Source organism: Aquirufa avitistagni (genome assembly GCF_042715545.1).
Taxonomy (GTDB): domain Bacteria; phylum Bacteroidota; class Bacteroidia; order Cytophagales; family Spirosomataceae; genus Aquirufa; species Aquirufa avitistagni.
This window is the reverse complement of sequence record NZ_JBBKXZ010000004.1, coordinates 55,313-70,861: the sequence shown is the minus strand read 5'-3', so window position 1 is coordinate 70,861 and position 15,549 is coordinate 55,313. Positions and strand designations below refer to the sequence as shown.

The 15,549-nt window shown below is 42.1% G+C and carries 12 protein-coding genes and 1 tRNA gene; 6 read left to right on the top strand and 7 right to left on the bottom strand.

The window, feature by feature from the left end; all coding sequences use genetic code 11:
- Positions 1-5 precede the first annotated feature (5 nt).
- Both U0R10_RS10490 and U0R10_RS10485 read right to left on the bottom strand, forming a co-directional pair.
- On the bottom strand, positions 6-1,985 hold the full coding sequence (locus tag U0R10_RS10490) for a fumarate reductase/succinate dehydrogenase flavoprotein subunit (protein ID WP_377983924.1): 1,980 nt from the start codon (positions 1,983-1,985) through the stop codon (positions 6-8).
- A gap of 19 nt (positions 1,986-2,004) precedes the next feature.
- Positions 2,005-2,673, bottom strand: coding sequence for a succinate dehydrogenase cytochrome b subunit (locus U0R10_RS10485; protein ID WP_377983923.1), 669 nt, complete (start codon positions 2,671-2,673; stop codon positions 2,005-2,007).
- A 184-nt stretch (positions 2,674-2,857) separates the two neighbouring features.
- Here U0R10_RS10485 and U0R10_RS10480 point away from each other — a divergent pair, with 184 nt between their 5' ends.
- Both U0R10_RS10480 and U0R10_RS10475 read left to right on the top strand, forming a co-directional pair.
- Positions 2,858-5,632 (top strand): T9SS type B sorting domain-containing protein, encoded by a 2,775-nt coding sequence (locus U0R10_RS10480; protein ID WP_377983922.1) that lies wholly within the window; start codon positions 2,858-2,860, stop codon positions 5,630-5,632.
- On the top strand, positions 5,611-5,991 hold the full coding sequence (locus U0R10_RS10475) for a thiol-disulfide oxidoreductase DCC family protein (RefSeq protein ID WP_377983921.1): 381 nt from the start codon (positions 5,611-5,613) through the stop codon (positions 5,989-5,991). Before U0R10_RS10480 ends, U0R10_RS10475 begins: the two co-directional genes overlap by 22 nt.
- On the opposite strand, the gene U0R10_RS10470 is transcribed toward U0R10_RS10475, so the two are convergent.
- Positions 5,975-7,090, bottom strand: a complete 1,116-nt coding sequence (locus U0R10_RS10470) for a sialate O-acetylesterase (protein ID WP_377983920.1) — start codon at positions 7,088-7,090, stop codon at positions 5,975-5,977. The two genes, U0R10_RS10475 and U0R10_RS10470, sit on opposite strands and share 17 nt — an antisense overlap.
- Before the next feature lie 81 nt (positions 7,091-7,171).
- On the opposite strand from U0R10_RS10470, the gene fabD reads away from it, so the two are divergent.
- Positions 7,172-8,059: an ACP S-malonyltransferase gene (gene fabD, locus U0R10_RS10465; RefSeq protein WP_377983919.1), complete on the top strand. Its 888-nt coding sequence runs from the start codon at positions 7,172-7,174 to the stop codon at positions 8,057-8,059.
- A 96-nt stretch (positions 8,060-8,155) separates the two neighbouring features.
- A tRNA-Gln gene (locus U0R10_RS10460) sits at positions 8,156-8,226 on the top strand.
- Between the two features lie 52 nt (positions 8,227-8,278).
- On the opposite strand, the gene U0R10_RS10455 is transcribed toward U0R10_RS10460, so the two are convergent.
- From U0R10_RS10455 to U0R10_RS10445, 3 genes are read right to left on the bottom strand one after another with little or no spacing between them, the layout of a single operon-like run.
- Entirely contained in the window at positions 8,279-9,055 is a 777-nt protein-coding gene (locus U0R10_RS10455; RefSeq protein ID WP_377983918.1) for a TonB-dependent receptor plug domain-containing protein, read from the bottom strand.
- On the bottom strand, positions 9,052-10,296 hold the full coding sequence (locus U0R10_RS10450) for an AGE family epimerase/isomerase (protein WP_377983917.1): 1,245 nt from the start codon (positions 10,294-10,296) through the stop codon (positions 9,052-9,054). The genes U0R10_RS10455 and U0R10_RS10450 overlap by 4 nt, the downstream gene beginning before the upstream one ends.
- Positions 10,277-11,245 carry a bifunctional heptose 7-phosphate kinase/heptose 1-phosphate adenyltransferase gene (locus tag U0R10_RS10445; RefSeq protein ID WP_377983916.1) on the bottom strand — a complete coding sequence of 323 codons (969 nt, stop codon included), beginning with the start codon at positions 11,243-11,245 and terminating at the stop codon, positions 10,277-10,279. The genes U0R10_RS10450 and U0R10_RS10445 overlap by 20 nt, the downstream gene beginning before the upstream one ends.
- 218 nt (positions 11,246-11,463) lie before the next feature.
- Here U0R10_RS10445 and glmM point away from each other — a divergent pair, with 218 nt between their 5' ends.
- Both glmM and U0R10_RS10435 read left to right on the top strand, forming a co-directional pair.
- Positions 11,464-12,852 carry a phosphoglucosamine mutase gene (glmM, locus tag U0R10_RS10440; RefSeq protein WP_377983915.1) on the top strand — a complete coding sequence of 463 codons (1,389 nt, stop codon included), beginning with the start codon at positions 11,464-11,466 and terminating at the stop codon, positions 12,850-12,852.
- Positions 12,853-12,859: 7 nt separating this feature from the next.
- On the top strand, positions 12,860-14,008 hold the full coding sequence (locus tag U0R10_RS10435; protein ID WP_377983914.1) for a cysteine desulfurase family protein: 1,149 nt from the start codon (positions 12,860-12,862) through the stop codon (positions 14,006-14,008).
- A 68-nt stretch (positions 14,009-14,076) separates the two neighbouring features.
- Here the strand turns inward: U0R10_RS10435 and proS are convergent, their stop codons facing one another.
- Positions 14,077-15,549, bottom strand: coding sequence for a proline--tRNA ligase (proS, locus tag U0R10_RS10430; RefSeq protein ID WP_377983913.1), 1,473 nt, complete (start codon positions 15,547-15,549; stop codon positions 14,077-14,079).

The following is a 15,549-nucleotide window of genomic DNA, read 5'->3' as shown; positions in this document are numbered from 1 at the left end:
TCGAATTATTTATAAGATCTTTGAGCAATTTTGATGTTTTCGTATTTCAATTCTTCTTTGTGAAGTTTGAATTTCGATTGTTTTTCGTATTCCCAAGCGGCTACATAAGCGTAGTTCTCGTCATCACGAAGGGCTTCCCCATCTTCTGTTTGGTATTCCGTACGGAAGTGACCTCCACAACTCTCGTTGCGATCTAAGGCATCAATACACATTAACTCGCCTAATTCAAGGAAGTCGGCCACGCGACCTGCTTTCTCTAATTCAGGGTTTAAGTTGTCAATCTCACCTGGAATCTTCACATCCGACCAGAATTCTTTCTGTAGTTCTTGAATTTCTTTGATAGACGCTTTTAAGCCTTTCTCGCTACGTGCCATTCCACATTCATCCCACATGATTTTTCCTAAACGCTTGTGGAAATAATCCACTGGTTTATTTCCTTTGATGTTCATCAAAGTCTCTAAACGATCGCGAACCGCTTTCTCTGCCGCGACGAAATCTTCAGAATCCGTTGACATAGAAGGTGTGCGAATCTCAGAGGCTAAGTAATTTCCAATAGTATATGGAATCACGAAATAACCATCCGCTAAACCTTGCATTAAGGCTGAAGCTCCTAAACGGTTAGCACCGTGATCAGAGAAGTTAGCCTCTCCTAAAGCGTATAAACCAGGAACTGTCGTCATTAAGTTATAATCAACCCAAAGTCCACCCATCGTGTAGTGAACCGCTGGATAAATACGCATAGGCACCTCGTAAGGATCTTCACCGGTAATTTGCTTGTACATGTCAAACAAGTTGCCATATTTCTCTTTTACGACTGCCTTACCCATCGCTTGAATCTCTTCGTCAGATGGATTGTGCATATTGTTTTTATTGGCTTCTCCTTTTCCGTATCGGATGATCGCAGCAGCATAGTCTAAGTAAACCGCCATTTTAGACGTTCCTACACCAAAACCTGCATCGCAACGCTCTTTCGCCGCACGTGACGCAATGTCACGAGGTACTAAGTTACCGAACGCAGGATAGCGACGCTCTAAGTAGTAATCTCTTTCGTCCTCTGGAATCTCATTCGCCTTGCGGGTATCGTTTTCCTTTTTAGGAACCCAAATACGACCGTCATTACGAAGGGACTCGGACATTAAGGTTAATTTCGATTGGTGATCACCAGAAACTGGGATACACGTTGGGTGAATCTGTGTGTAACATGGGTTAGCGAAGAAAGCACCTTTTTTGTGCGCTTTCCAAGCTGCTGTTACGTTGGACCCCATCGCGTTTGTCGACAAATAAAATACGTTTCCGTATCCACCGGTACACAATAAAACCGCGTGTCCGAAGTGGCGCTCTAAAGCTCCTGTTACTGAATCACGTGCGATAATTCCACGAGCCTTTCCGTCGATCGTTACGACATCAAGCATTTCGTGGCGTGTATACATTTTTACGTTACCCATTCCCACTTGACGTTGCAAGGAAGAATAAGCTCCTAATAATAATTGTTGGCCTGTTTGTCCCGCTGCATAGAACGTACGTTGAACTTGCGTTCCACCGAATGAACGGTTAGAAAGCAAACCGCCGTACTCACGTGCGAAAGGAACACCTTGAGCCACACATTGGTCAATGATATTGCCAGATACTTCAGCTAAACGGTGAACGTTTGCCTCACGTGCGCGGTAGTCACCACCTTTAATAGTATCGTAAAATAAACGGTACACAGAGTCTCCGTCATTTTGGTAGTTTTTTGCTGCATTGATACCACCTTGTGCCGCAATGGAGTGCGCACGACGTGGAGAATCTTGGAAGCAAAATACTTTTACTTTATAACCTAACTCAGCTAACGAGGCTGCAGCGGAAGCTCCAGCTAAACCTGAGCCTACAATCACAATTTCTAGTGAACGCTTGTTGGCCGGATTAACTAAAGGTACGCTTGAGCGATACTTGGTCCATTTTTCAGCCAGTGAACCTTCTGGAATTTTAGCGTCTAATTTTGTCATAACCGTATCTGCTGAGGAATTATTGAATCAAATTAAAATAGAAGGCAACTGGCATAGCAGCAAATAATGCGGCGATAACAATTGAATAAATTGCCCCAATGGCCTTAATCGTAGGCGTATATTTTGGGTGGTTCCAACCCATCGTTTGGAATGCACTTTGAAAACCATGTAATAAGTGATATCCTAGGGAAATACAACCAAGCACATAAACAATAACGACGATTGGGCTTTGGAAGACAACTTGCATTTCGTTGTACAACGTATGAGACTCTGTTAAGTCGTTTGTCAAACGGGAGAAATACCAGAAATGCTTCAAGTGCATAATTAGAAACAATAATAATAAAGTTCCTAAAAGTCCCATCGAACGCGAGTACCATTTGCTGTTTGCCGCACCATCTACAACGGCATAAGCGACAGGTCTTTTCTTTTTATTATCTAACCACAAACGAAGGCCATCAAAAATATGGAGTAACAACCCACCGAACAAGACAATTTCCATGGTACGAATGATGGGATTGTGTGCCATGAATTCAGCACCTTCATTAAATGCGACACCTCCGTCATTAAGGAAAATAGTTGCATTTAAGCCGCAGTGAACGATGAGGAAGCTAATCAAAAATAGGCCTGTAATTGCCATGAGGAGCTTTTTTCCGAGGGAAGAATTAAATGATTTTGCTAGCCAAGCCATAAATAAGGTTATTAGATTAACGTAAAAACAATCTAAGCGATTGTTGATTTAAACTATGCTACTGAATTTTAGCGCTCAAAACTACAATCCAAACGCTTGTCAATCAAATTAATCGCTTAAAAAATCTATTTTTTTTAATTATTCAATTTGCCCTTATTAACTTGCCTCTCTTCTCATTTGTTTTATGCGGAAATATATATTTTTCTTGTTTTTACTCCTCTTTTCAGGAAGTCGTTTGATGGCTACACATTTAAAAGGTGGAGAGATTACGGTGAAGCGTATTTCAGATAAATCACTAACGTATGAGTTTACGTTAACTACTTATACTGAAAATAACGCAGCGAATGATCAGCAAGAAGAAGTTAACTTTTGTTTCGGTGATGGCTCGGGAATTTTTAAAGCCAAACGCTGCTGCGGGACGCCTATTAATTTAGGTAATGGAACCTTAAAGAATATATATAAGATTGAATATACTTATCCAGCGCCCTCACTCGTTTACCGCGTATCCGCTGCCATTCCGAATCGGAATGATGGTGTCCGGAATATGACTCGATCTGTGGATGTTGCCTTTTATGTAGAGACAAGTTTTTCCATTAATTCGGGCCTTGGGTTAAATTCAACTCCTTTACTGCTAAATCCAGCTGTGGACCTAACAGCGATTGTGGGTCAAAAATTCATTCACAATGCCAATGCCGTGGATGCTGAAGGAGATAGTTTAGCCTATCGCTTATCTGTTTCAAAAACAGGTGAAAGCGAAACGTGTAATTCCGTTAGTCGTGGGGTTACAACTCCTAATTTTCGTCAGCCAAATGAGGTTTCATCCATCAAATCTACGTTTGACATAGATGCTTTAACCGGGGATTTAGTGTGGGATACGCCGCAAGAATTAGGTTTATATAACTGTGCTTTTATTGTGGAGGAGTGGCGCAATGGTGTCAAAATTTCCGAGACGGTTCGTGATATGCAAATCGAGGTGAAAGATGCGGATAACAGAGCACCCAAATTAACCGTTCCCGCCGATGTCTGTGTGTTAGCCGGAACCAACATTGTTCAAACGATAACGGCAGAAGATATTGCCTCCAAGACTGGACGAATCGACCCATTGACGATATTTAGTTCGGGAAATGTGTATGCGAATGTTGATCCAATCTATGCTGTTTTACAGCCATTTGCGTCATTTAACTCGATTCCTCGCCAAACATCTCCTGCCAGGGCAAGCTTTTCGTGGCAGACAGCCTGTCAGCATATTCGAAAAGAGTCGTATGATGTGTTGTTTAAAGTGGAAGATAATCCGCCAACGGCCATCGGGAATTCCATCAAATTAGTTGACAGTAAAATATGGAAAATTCGTGTTTTAGCACCTGTTGTTCAAGGGTTAAAAGTGGTGACAGGAACTTCCAGTGCTACCTTATCCTGGACCGCCTATACTTGTTTGTTGCCCAATACCTCTTTGATTATCTATCGAAAATCGGGTCCATGTGTTACCGTTGTCAATAAGTCGTGTGGGACTGGAATGACCTTACCTGGTTTTGTGGAGATTGGCCGTTTGAAGGCTACTGAAACAAGTTTTGAGGATAAGTCACTTCAGAAGAATACCAATTATACCTATGTGATTGTCGTTGCATTTACGAATTCGAAGGGATTGGAGGATTTTAGTCCGATGTCAACGGGTGTTTGTGCCTTGATTGCTACGGCCGCACCTGTTATGACGCAGGTATCTGTTGTAAAGACCTCGAAGACTGTTGGCGAAATTCGCGTTCAATGGTCCAGACCGATCAATTTGGATACGTTGTTATTTCCAGGTCCTTATCAATATCAATTGAAGCGTGCTGAAAGTATTTCAGCGGTGGAATTTAAAGCTATTGGTACTCCGATGACCGATACACTGTTTGTTGACAAAGGCTTAAATACCCTGGAGCGTGGTTACCGCTACCAGGTAGATGTCTATTTTGTCAAGAACCAGAAATTGGAACTTTTGGATTCGCCTTCGCCGGCTAGTTCAGTGCGATTGCAGGGGGTGACTGCTGGAAAGACCATCAAATTAGCGTGGGAGGCAAATGTTCCTTGGAATAATTCATTTCAAGTTCATCGTATTTATCGCGCACGCCCCAATGGCCAGTTTAATCAAATTAATGAGATCTCCGTTGCTGATCCAAGTACATTTCAATACATAGATCTAGGTGTTGATTTTGTGACAACAGATGGCAAATTCGATGTGGTCATTTCACCTGATTCGACGTATAGTTATTTTGTAGAGACCGTAGGTGAATATGCGCGGCCAGTTTGGGCGAAGGGATTGGTTAATGCCTCTCAAGTGGTGTCAATCAAATCCGTAATTCAGTTGAACCCCTGTCCGCCTGTATTGAAAATAGGTTCAAATCCGTGTGATGCGCCGGGCGGGGATTGTTTGCCAACAACCTTCACAAATACCTTAACTTGGACTCCTACGGTCACAAATTTGTGTGATCCGCAAATAGAGACCTATCGTGTTTATTTCTCGAAGACTCCGGATGGAAGGTATGGATTGGTTGGTGAGAAAAAGGATTTGACTTTCTTACATAGCCAAACAACTTCATTTGTAGGTTGCTATTATGTCACTGCGGTAAATTTTGATGGGAAAGAAAGTGCGAAGAGTAACACGGTTTGTCAAGATAATTGTCCTGCGTTTGATTTGCCCAATTTATTTAGTCCCAATGGAGACAATAAGAATGATGTGTTCTTACCGATGCGCTGCCCACGATTTGTTGACCTAGTCACATGTACCATCGTGGACCGTTTGGGTCAGGTTGTTTATAAATACAATGGTCCTTTACTCGGTTTTGGTTGGAATGGGAAAGGATTGAATGGTCGCGATGTTCCGCCGGGATCTTATTTTTATACTTGTGATGTCCAGTTTGAGGTAGTTGATGAATCGAAGAAAAAGAAATCACTGAAGGGATGGGTCGAGTTAATTCGTTAGTCGTTTTTATTGACGGGGATTGTGGTTTTTGTCAATGGGCCAGTGGTATCCTTCGTCGGATTTCTGCTGAGGACTTAGCTATTTATGCTCAATCCACGGATCTTTGTCGGTCCTATCAAGAAAAAATTCCAGATGCTCGTTGGTCTTTAGCCACAGTACAAGTAATATCAGATGGTCGATTGTACATTAAGTCTGCAGCGATTTCCGAGGTACTCAAGCATGCAAAATGGCCGTTTTTGCCCCTTAGGGTGTTATTTGTGTTGCCTGAAAGGCTATTGGATTGGATGTATGATTTCGTGGCCAAGCATCGATACTTTTTCAACGGAAAAAATGCTTGTCAGATTAATTCGCAGGAGTAAATGGTTTTGAAACCTGGAAGAATAAAGGTGTAAGTACTTCTTTCCACTGGATTGCGGCTATTTCTAGAGCAGCAAAATTGTAGTGAACACCATCCCAGCGCATGCCTCCGTCTTTAATTGCTTGCAGATTAGCACCTTCAAATGTGTTATCAATTTCCTGTAAGATTCTCTTTTGTGCTCGCCTTACTTTAATTTGATCAGGGGTATCTTGGCCTGCATTGGATAATGCAATTAAAAATGGGAGGTTGGGTTGCTTGATCAGGTCGCGTGTTTTTTGAATATACCGTCTGGTAAAATAGATAATGTCATTTTCTGACTCGTTATAATCGTTTTCCCCATGAACAACTAAAATGGCACGAAGGCCAGTTTTGCTCATGTCTGCTAATAAGCTTTGTTCGAAACGCGCATATGGATAGCGGATTTTCCAATCATAGATTTTATTTTCGAAAGGTTCTCCGTAAGCTGATTTTCCCCATTGAATGGAGGTGGTTCCGCCTTGGCCTGTATTGTAAATGAGAACAGGCACATTTAAATTCTTTTTCGTGTATTCTGCCACGCGGCCCCAAAATCCTGGGTTAGCGCCTGGAATTGGCCATAATTTAATCTGGCACCAGGTTCTGTCGTAATCCAAAATAACATAGGGCTCTTGTCCTTCTGCGAGCGAATGACCAATAACGGCAAATACTTCACCCACATTGATTGTAGTGGGCAACAAACCATCGGTCACCACTTTTCCGTCAGCTATCAGCTGAATTTGCGCATAATATCCACCGCCAATTAATTTATACTTACCCGAAAATTGCTTGTTGGCCACATCTACATTCAAATTTTGCCAATCAGTCGATTGTCCGCCAACTCTATTGGTAAATTTAATTTTGGCTGTTTGGAAGGCAGCGCCGGCTTGACCTTGAATGACAATTTCACCTTCATTAGTATTAGATCGTTGCACAAAAGTTTTACTTTTTTGAAGATCTAGGCTTGCAGTAGCTGGTGCTAAAAAGGTATCATTAGGTGAAATGGGTTCCTTGTCTGAGGAACATGCACCCAAGATAAAAATGGATATGAATAGAATGCTTACGGTTAATAATCGTTTGTGCATTAGTTGGCTTTGTTTTTAAAAGCAGCAAGAAAAAATTATCTTTGCCGAGCTAAAATTTAGTCCAAATTTAATAAATATAATATGAAAGCATATATTTTTCCGGGTCAAGGTTCTCAATTTCCAGGTATGGCCAAGGATTTGTACGAGCAATATGAGTTGGCACGTTCCATTGTCAATGAGGCGGATTCAATTTTAGGGTTCTCATTAGCGAAGGTGATGTTTGAGGGGACGGAAGAGGAATTGAAGCAAACACGCGTGACACAGCCAGCCATTTACTTGCATTCCGTTTTGGTTGCTAAATTAGGCAAAGATTTTATGCCAGGTATGGTGGCAGGGCATTCATTAGGGGAATTTTCTGCGTTGGTTGCGGCAGGTGGATTGGCTTGGCAAGATGGTTTACAGTTAGTTTATAAGCGTGCTTTAGCGATGCAAAAAGCCTGCGAAATTCAACCATCTACGATGGCAGCCGTTTTAGGATTGCCTGATGCAACAATTGAAGAGATTTGTGCTGCATATGGCCCTTCGGTCGTTGCAGCAAATTATAATTGCCCGGGTCAAGTAGTCATTTCTGGTTCTTTGGAAGGCATTGAGGCAGTTGGCATACAACTAAAAGAAGCAGGAGCGAAGCGTGTATTGCCATTGCCGGTAGGAGGGGCGTTTCACTCACCATTTATGGAACCTGCACGCATTGAATTAGCTGCGGCTATTGAAGCGACCGCCATTGCTAATCCGGTTTGTCCGATTTTCCAGAATGTAAATGCCCAGCCATCTCAAGATTCAGGTCAAATCAAGGCCAACTTGATTGACCAATTAACCGGTGCGGTTCGTTGGACGCAATCTGTTGAAGCTATGGTAGCTGCCGGCGCAACTGAGTTTATTGAATGTGGTCCAGGTAAAGTTTTACAAGGATTGGTTCGTAAGATTCATGCGGAGGCAGTTGTGTCTTCTATGGAATTAGCTGATTTATAGGGAGTCGCCTTGCGAGAGGTCAAATAAATCATTTTTTTTTGAGTCTTATTTGATTTTTTCCGAGATAGACCTTACTTTTGCATCACATTTTGGTATTGACCTATGGTGTAATGGTAACACACCAGTTTTTGGTTCTGGTTTTCTAGGTTCGAATCCTGGTAGGTCAACAGAATAACAGATTAAAGCCTTCTGCAGCAATGCAGAAGGCTTTTTTTTGTTTTACTCGGAGAGTAATTTTTTGAGGTTTTTGTCGCTTCCAGATTTTTTAAAATCCTTACTTTGTTTTCCCCAAGTCCATAGCGTTAACGGCAAGGTTACCCCTCGTTGAAATTCCTCAGGAATTCCAGTAGCTGTTGTTCCCCCTTTGATTGTACTAATGACAATCACCCCATTGGCTCCGCGAACGCCATACATGGCAGTTTGAGAAGGATCTTTTAGCACGCTAACAGAGGCGATGTCACCTGGATTAATCGAGTTAATATTACCACTAATTGGTACACCATCGACGACATACAAGGGACTATTCGCGTTGATTGAACCAATTCCACGAATGCGCACCATGGCACCACCACCAGGTGAATTATCATTTCCTATGGTTACCCCGGACACTTGTCCTTGCAATTTTTGATTGACCGTGGCAACATTTACTTGGTTTAATGTTTGATTATCCACGTCATTTAATGATTTTGATTTCACTTTTTCAACGGAAACCCATGGAATTAATTGCATCCCAATTCCAGGCTCACCTTGGGCATTTCGACCTTTAATAAACTTAACCTGATTAATTTGATTCAATGGAATCGCGGAGGTATCCCTAAATTCTTGTGGATTTATTTTGTCGGCAGGCTCATTCCAAATAACCCATAAAGTATCTTTTCGAATACTGATCTGCTGGCGATCGCTATGAAAGTATTTTTGTAGTATACCTTCAGCTGACTCAGATTGTCCCAATGCTTGCAAACTAATAAGCATTAAAAAAAGGAGTTTATTTTTCATAGATTTAATTCGCCTAGTTTCTCATAGGAGAGAATCATCGAACGAACGTTATGGTAGTTGATTTTCCAATTATGTGCCATGTGGCGCCAAATAGGCTCGCCTTCGCGGGTCATTAATGGCCACCATTCACCGGTTTGTTGATTGATCATTTTATCGAATACAAATCGATGCACTTGTTTATATGCATCGATAAAACGAGAGTCATGCGTTAATTTATATGCATCCAGCATGCCGATCAGCATTTCGGCTTGTTGCCAAAATTCTTTTTCATAATCAGAGGCATCTCCCGTATGTGAGCCTTCCACAAATACGCCTCCATATTCCCAATCAATTCCATGGTTAAGTGCATGATAAAAAGCTTTTTCTAAATGTGGACGGTACTTTTCTAAATGAAATTGGCCTATTTTAATGGCATGCATCAGAAGCCATCCAAATTCAGCATTGTGTCCATAAGACGTATTATCTGTCGACGATGCTTTTTGTCCTCCGTCTGCAAATCGATCCCAACCCCACACAATGTCAAATTTTATTTGCGGTGCAACCTCCCAATTAGCCCAAAACTGAGGAATGCCTGTTCCTGTTTCAGGATGCATGATTTTATATATCAAAATCTCAATCACTTCCGCTAATTTCCGGCGATGTAGGGATTTTCCACTCGCCTCATAAAGTGTCGTAAATGCTTCCATTAAATGCATGTGTACATCCAACGTTTTGCGATCGCCACCTGGAGCCCCTGGTCCCATAAGTGACCAATCTTCCGCAAAAAATTCCCAGTAACCTCCATAGTTTGTATCTACGGCATGTTTTTGCAGTAAATCAAAAACCTTTTCGGCATATTCAAGTCCAATGGGATCTCCAGTTGCCAACGTGTATTCGCTCAAGGAATAAATGGCAAAGCTATGTCCGTACCCAATTTTTTGCTTGTTTGTTGGCCTTCCCGCTCGATCGGTCATCCAATAAAACCCACCATGCGTGTCATCCCACATTTTTTCGAGAAGAAATTTGACGCCATGTTCCGCCATTTCTTTCATGATGGGTCCACCAAATCCGTGACGATAGGCTTGTGAATAAGTAAATACGGATCTCGTTTGTGCAATTAATGATTTTTCATCATCGCCCGCGTCATTTCCAAATTCGTCAAAATGCGTAATGAACCCACCTTGACTTTTGTCGATGGTCCTTGCCGTCCAAAACGGAAGTAATTGATTTTCCGTGTAGGTTTTAATTTCCGATTGCATCATGTACATTTTTTATTTCTTGTGGATTGGCACTGCCTGTTTCTCCTATTTTTTGTATGCTAATGTGTACCGCTAAACTCGCAAATTCGCATGCTTCCTGATGGGTAGCTCCTGCTGCTTTGGCAGCACTGAACGCGGCAACGACCATATCTCCTGCGCCAACAGTATCAATTGGGCAATGAACTGGGATTGCTTTTTGCCAATGGAATTCAGTAGGACTTGCATAAATCATGCCCTTTTCTCCCAATGTGGCGAGTACAGGTTTGTTGCGTTGGTTAACCCATTGTTTGAGTTGGGTTTCTATGTCAGTTAGTGTTCCTATGATCTTGGTTAATTCAGCTTCATTGACTTTAAGAAGTGTACTTTTTGCTTCATTGCCCAAACTCCGAAGATCAGCGATGGCATTGGTGCCCAAGAATGTTTGCAGTTGGCCAAGCGTTTCTTTATTCAAAAGTGGTAATCTGAATTGTTCATTGATGATGACCCATTGATAAGAATTGATTGAGCTTTGTAGTTGGCTCAATAATGAATTCGCATGCTGTTGGAAATCCAAATTTCGTGTCCCAAAATCCAATCGATTTTGTTCCATCTGATCTCGCATGGGTTTGGTGTATGTGGGGGTATCAAGTCCCGGTATGGTTAGAAGGTGTTCCGTTGAAATGTGCCATTTATCTGCTTGGTGTGCCATTTCTCTCCCAAAGACATCATCGCCTTTGATCCCGTATGCGTCCACATTAACTCCTAGATTAGCCAAATTTTTGGCTACATTTCCGGCTCCTCCTAAATATGATTTTGGTTGCTGACAAATGTGTACTTCTTGTCCTGTTTCAACGGAAAATTCGGAGCTAGTTGGGTTGATGTCGAAATAGAAATCCAAGGCGAAGTCACCGATGACAGCCATGTTTAGTTGGCTGATCTGCGCTAGAAGTGCGTCTAATCGCTTGGAATTCATGATTATAGGTTTGTGTGTTTGAAATTACACAAAATATGGTTTGAAGGCAATTAAATACCCCCTACTTACCTTTGGCAATCCTCCAAGGTTTGCCAAAGGTACGGGGGTGGATTTTTTTTCCAATAGGAAATACTGATAATTCGCAATCACTAACTTGATAATTATATCCCTAGAATTCCTTAATTTTGACCTTCTTTTTACCCTTATCTTATTCTGTTTTGGCATTAATTAAATCTATTTCAGGCATACGAGGTACGATTGGCGGGAAACCCGGTGATGGCCTTAGTCCCATTGATATTGTAACTTTTGCAGCTGCCTACGGGGCCTGGTTAAAAGGAACAAATCCTGCTTCCAATCAAATTGTGCTCGGCCGTGATGCACGTATCTCCGGATCGATGGTATCCTCTTTAGTTGCAAATACCCTGATCGGGCTTGGCTGGGATGTATTGGATATTGGATTGTCTACTACACCCACTGTTGAACTAGCCGTCCCTTGGACAAAATCTGCTGGAGGAATTATCATTACTGCTAGTCATAATCCTGCACAATGGAATGCGTTAAAACTATTAAACGATGCAGGGGAATTTATTTCCGATTCAGATGGTAAAGCCATGCTCGAACTTGCTGAAAATTTAGATTTCAACTTTGCAGAAGTAACTCAATTAGGTAAAATTACCCAAGATGATACGTTTTTGCAGCAACATATAGATCATGTTTTAGGACTTCGTTGGGTGGATAAATCAGCCATTCAAGCAAAGAATTTTAAGGTATTAGTCGATGCCGTTAATTCGACGGGAGGAATTGTCGTACCTCAATTGCTACATGCCTTGGGTGTGAACGATGTGGATGTGATTTTTGGTGAGCCTAATGGACATTTTGGTCATAACCCCGAACCTTTACCTGAGAATTTAACGGATATGATTGCCAAAATGAAGGCAGGTTCATATGATTTGGGTATCGTAGTCGATCCAGATGTAGATCGCCTATGCTTTATCTCCGAAGATGGTACGCCTTTCGGCGAAGAATATACCTTAGTGGCGATTGCAGATTATATCTTGTCAATCGAAAAAGGAAATACTGTGTCTAACCTTTCATCGACACGAGCGCTTGCTGATGTGACGCATCAACATGCCGGTACCTATTTCGCTGCGGCCGTTGGCGAAGTAAATGTGGTCGCTAAAATGAAAGCCGAACATGCCATTATTGGCGGAGAAGGAAATGGCGGTGTAATTTTCCCAGAATCACATTATGGTCGGGATGCTTTAGTGGGCATTGGTTTGTTTTTAACGCATTTAGCCCGTAAGAATAAAAAAGTGAGTGCGCTACGTGCAGATTATCCAGCGTATATTATGTCAAAAAATAAAATCGAACTTTCGGCCGATTTGAACGTGGATTTAATCCTGGCAACGGTAGCTGAACAATTCAAAGATGAACGGGTGAATACCATTGATGGGGTGAAAATAGATTTCGCTGATCGCTGGGTCCATTTACGTAAATCCAATACGGAGCCAATTATTCGTATTTATTCCGAAGCACCTACCGAGGCAGAAGCGAGTGGGTTGGCCCAACAAATTATGCAGGTAATCACAGCGATTGCTGGCAAATAAGCATCACATGACATCAACAACAAAAACACCTATTTACCTCGATAACGCGGCAACCACTCCGGTGGATCCGGCTGTTTGGTCGGAAATGCAACCATTGTTTGAGCAATTTACAGCGAACCCTTCGTCGATTCACTCACATGGCCGACAAGCCAAAGTTGTTGTTGAAAAAGCACGGAAGGCCGTAGCGGCTTTGTTAAACACGTCACCTGCCGAGATATTTTTCACCTCGGGTGGGACGGAGGCAGATAATACCGTGATTCAATCGGCCGTTTTATACGGTGGAGTGAAAACGATCATTACATCTCCACTCGAGCATCATGCGGTTTTACATACGGCTGAAGCTTGGGGTAAATTAGGTGTAGCCGAGGTTAAATTGGTACAGATTAATGCGCAAGGAGACATTGATTTAGCTCATTTGGAGGAATTACTGGCTGGAAGTTCCAAGGCTTTGGTGAGTCTGATGCAGGGTAATAATGAAATTGGAAATCTATTGGATCTGCATGCAGTAGGTTCATTATGCCAAAAGTACGGAGCTCTTTTTCATTCCGATACAGTTCAAACGATGGGGCATTTTCCGCACGATTTACAAGTATTGCCTGTTGACTTTATCGTAGGCGCCGCCCATAAATTTCATGGACCCAAAGGCATTGGATTCTTGTATGCACGTGCTGGGGTAGGTTTTCATCCGTTGATGCACGGTGGTGCGCAAGAGCGAAATCAGCGCGGCGGAACAGAAAATGTTTATGGTATGGTGGGTTTAGCTAAGGCGTTAACGATGGCCTATGAATCCATGGATGCGCATATGTCCCACATTAAGTCCATTAAATCCTATTTTATTGAAGGGCTGAAAGCTCGTTTTCCTGGAGTCGAATTTAATGGTCGGTCAGGCGAAGTAGACAATAGTTTATACACTGTTTTGAATGTTCGCTTTCCAAGCGTTCCAGATGGAGATATGCTCTTGTTTCAATTAGATATCGAGAAAATTTCTGCGTCTGGTGGTAGCGCGTGTTCTAGCGGAACGTCGGTGGGTTCACACGTGTTGACATCTTTAAATCCAACGGCCACAGGAGCAGCTGTTCGTTTTTCATTTTCGAAGAATAATACCAAAGAGGAGATTGATCGGGTACTTGAGGTGCTAGAAAGATTGGTAAAATAGCATAAAAAAAGACGCGAACCTCGCGTCTTTTTTTGTTTTTCGTCGTCCAGCGTCTAACGTCCAATATTTTAATAAGCACGCGCAAACATCACACGTTTGTTAGACGGATTACCTGTCAAAATACATTGTCCAGCTTCCTCTTTGGCATCTAAAGGAATGCAACGAATTGTTGCTTTGGTTAAATCCTTTATTTTGTCTTCCGTTTCAGATGTACCATCCCAGTGGGCTGAAACGAAACCTCCCGCATCTAGTTTGGCATTGAATTCATCCCAGGTATTTACAACGTGTGTATTTTCGGTACGGAATGCCAAAGCCTTCGCATAGATTTTCTCTTGAATATCTGTTAAGGTGTCAACCACCACTTGCTCAATACCTTCGAAAGCCATCGATGTTTTTTCACGTGTATCACGACGCGCTAATTCAATAGTCCCATTTTCCATATCACGGTTTCCAATCGCCAAGCGAATAGGTACACCCTTTAATTCATATTCGGCAAATTTGAAACCAGGGCTTTGATTCTCCGATACATCAAACTTGACAGATACGCCTTGCTTACGCAATGACTTGACTAATGGATTCACTTTTTCTTTAATCGCATTCAGTTGGTCTTCTCCCTTATAAATTGGTACAATAACCACTTGGATCGGAGCTAGTTTAGGAGGCAAAACCAAACCTTGATCATCCGAGTGCGCCATAATTAAAGCACCCATCAAGCGGGTAGAAACTCCCCATGAGGTTCCCCAAACATAGTCCAATTGGTTTTCCTTACTTAAGAATTTAACATCAAATGCTTTGGCAAAATTTTGACCCAAGAAGTGTGATGTTCCAGCCTGCAAGGCTTTTCCATCTTGCATCAAAGCTTCAATACAATAGGTTTCATCTGCGCCTGCAAAACGCTCATTAGCCGTTTTAATACCTTTAACAACCGGCATGGCCATAAAATTCTCTGCGAAATCAGCGTAGACTTCTAGCATTTGCTCGGTTTCTTCGATGGCTTCTTGCTTAGTCGCATGCGCCGTATGTCCTTCTTGCCAAAGAAATTCAGCCGTACGAAGAAATAAACGTGTACGCATTTCCCAGCGAACAACATTGGCCCACTGATTAATTAACAAGGGCAAATCGCGGTAAGATTGAATCCAGTTTTTATAGGTCGACCAAATTACCGTTTCTGATGTTGGCCTTACAATTAACTCTTCTTCCAATTTGGCATCCGGATCCACAATCACTCCGCCACCATTGGGGTCATTTTTTAGTCGGTAATGTGTTACAACCGCACATTCTTTGGCAAAACCTTCTACGTGCGAAGCTTCTTTTGAAAGAAATGATTTGGGGATAAATAACGGAAAATAGGCATTCGTGTGGCCCGTTTCTTTGAACATATCATCGAGTGCGCGTTGCATTTTTTCCCAAATGGAATACCCATAAGGTTTAATAATCATACATCCACGAACTGCAGAATTTTCGGCTAAATCAGCCCGTTTGACTAACTCATTATACCATTCTGAATAATTTTCAGACCGACTTGGAAGGGATTTACTCAT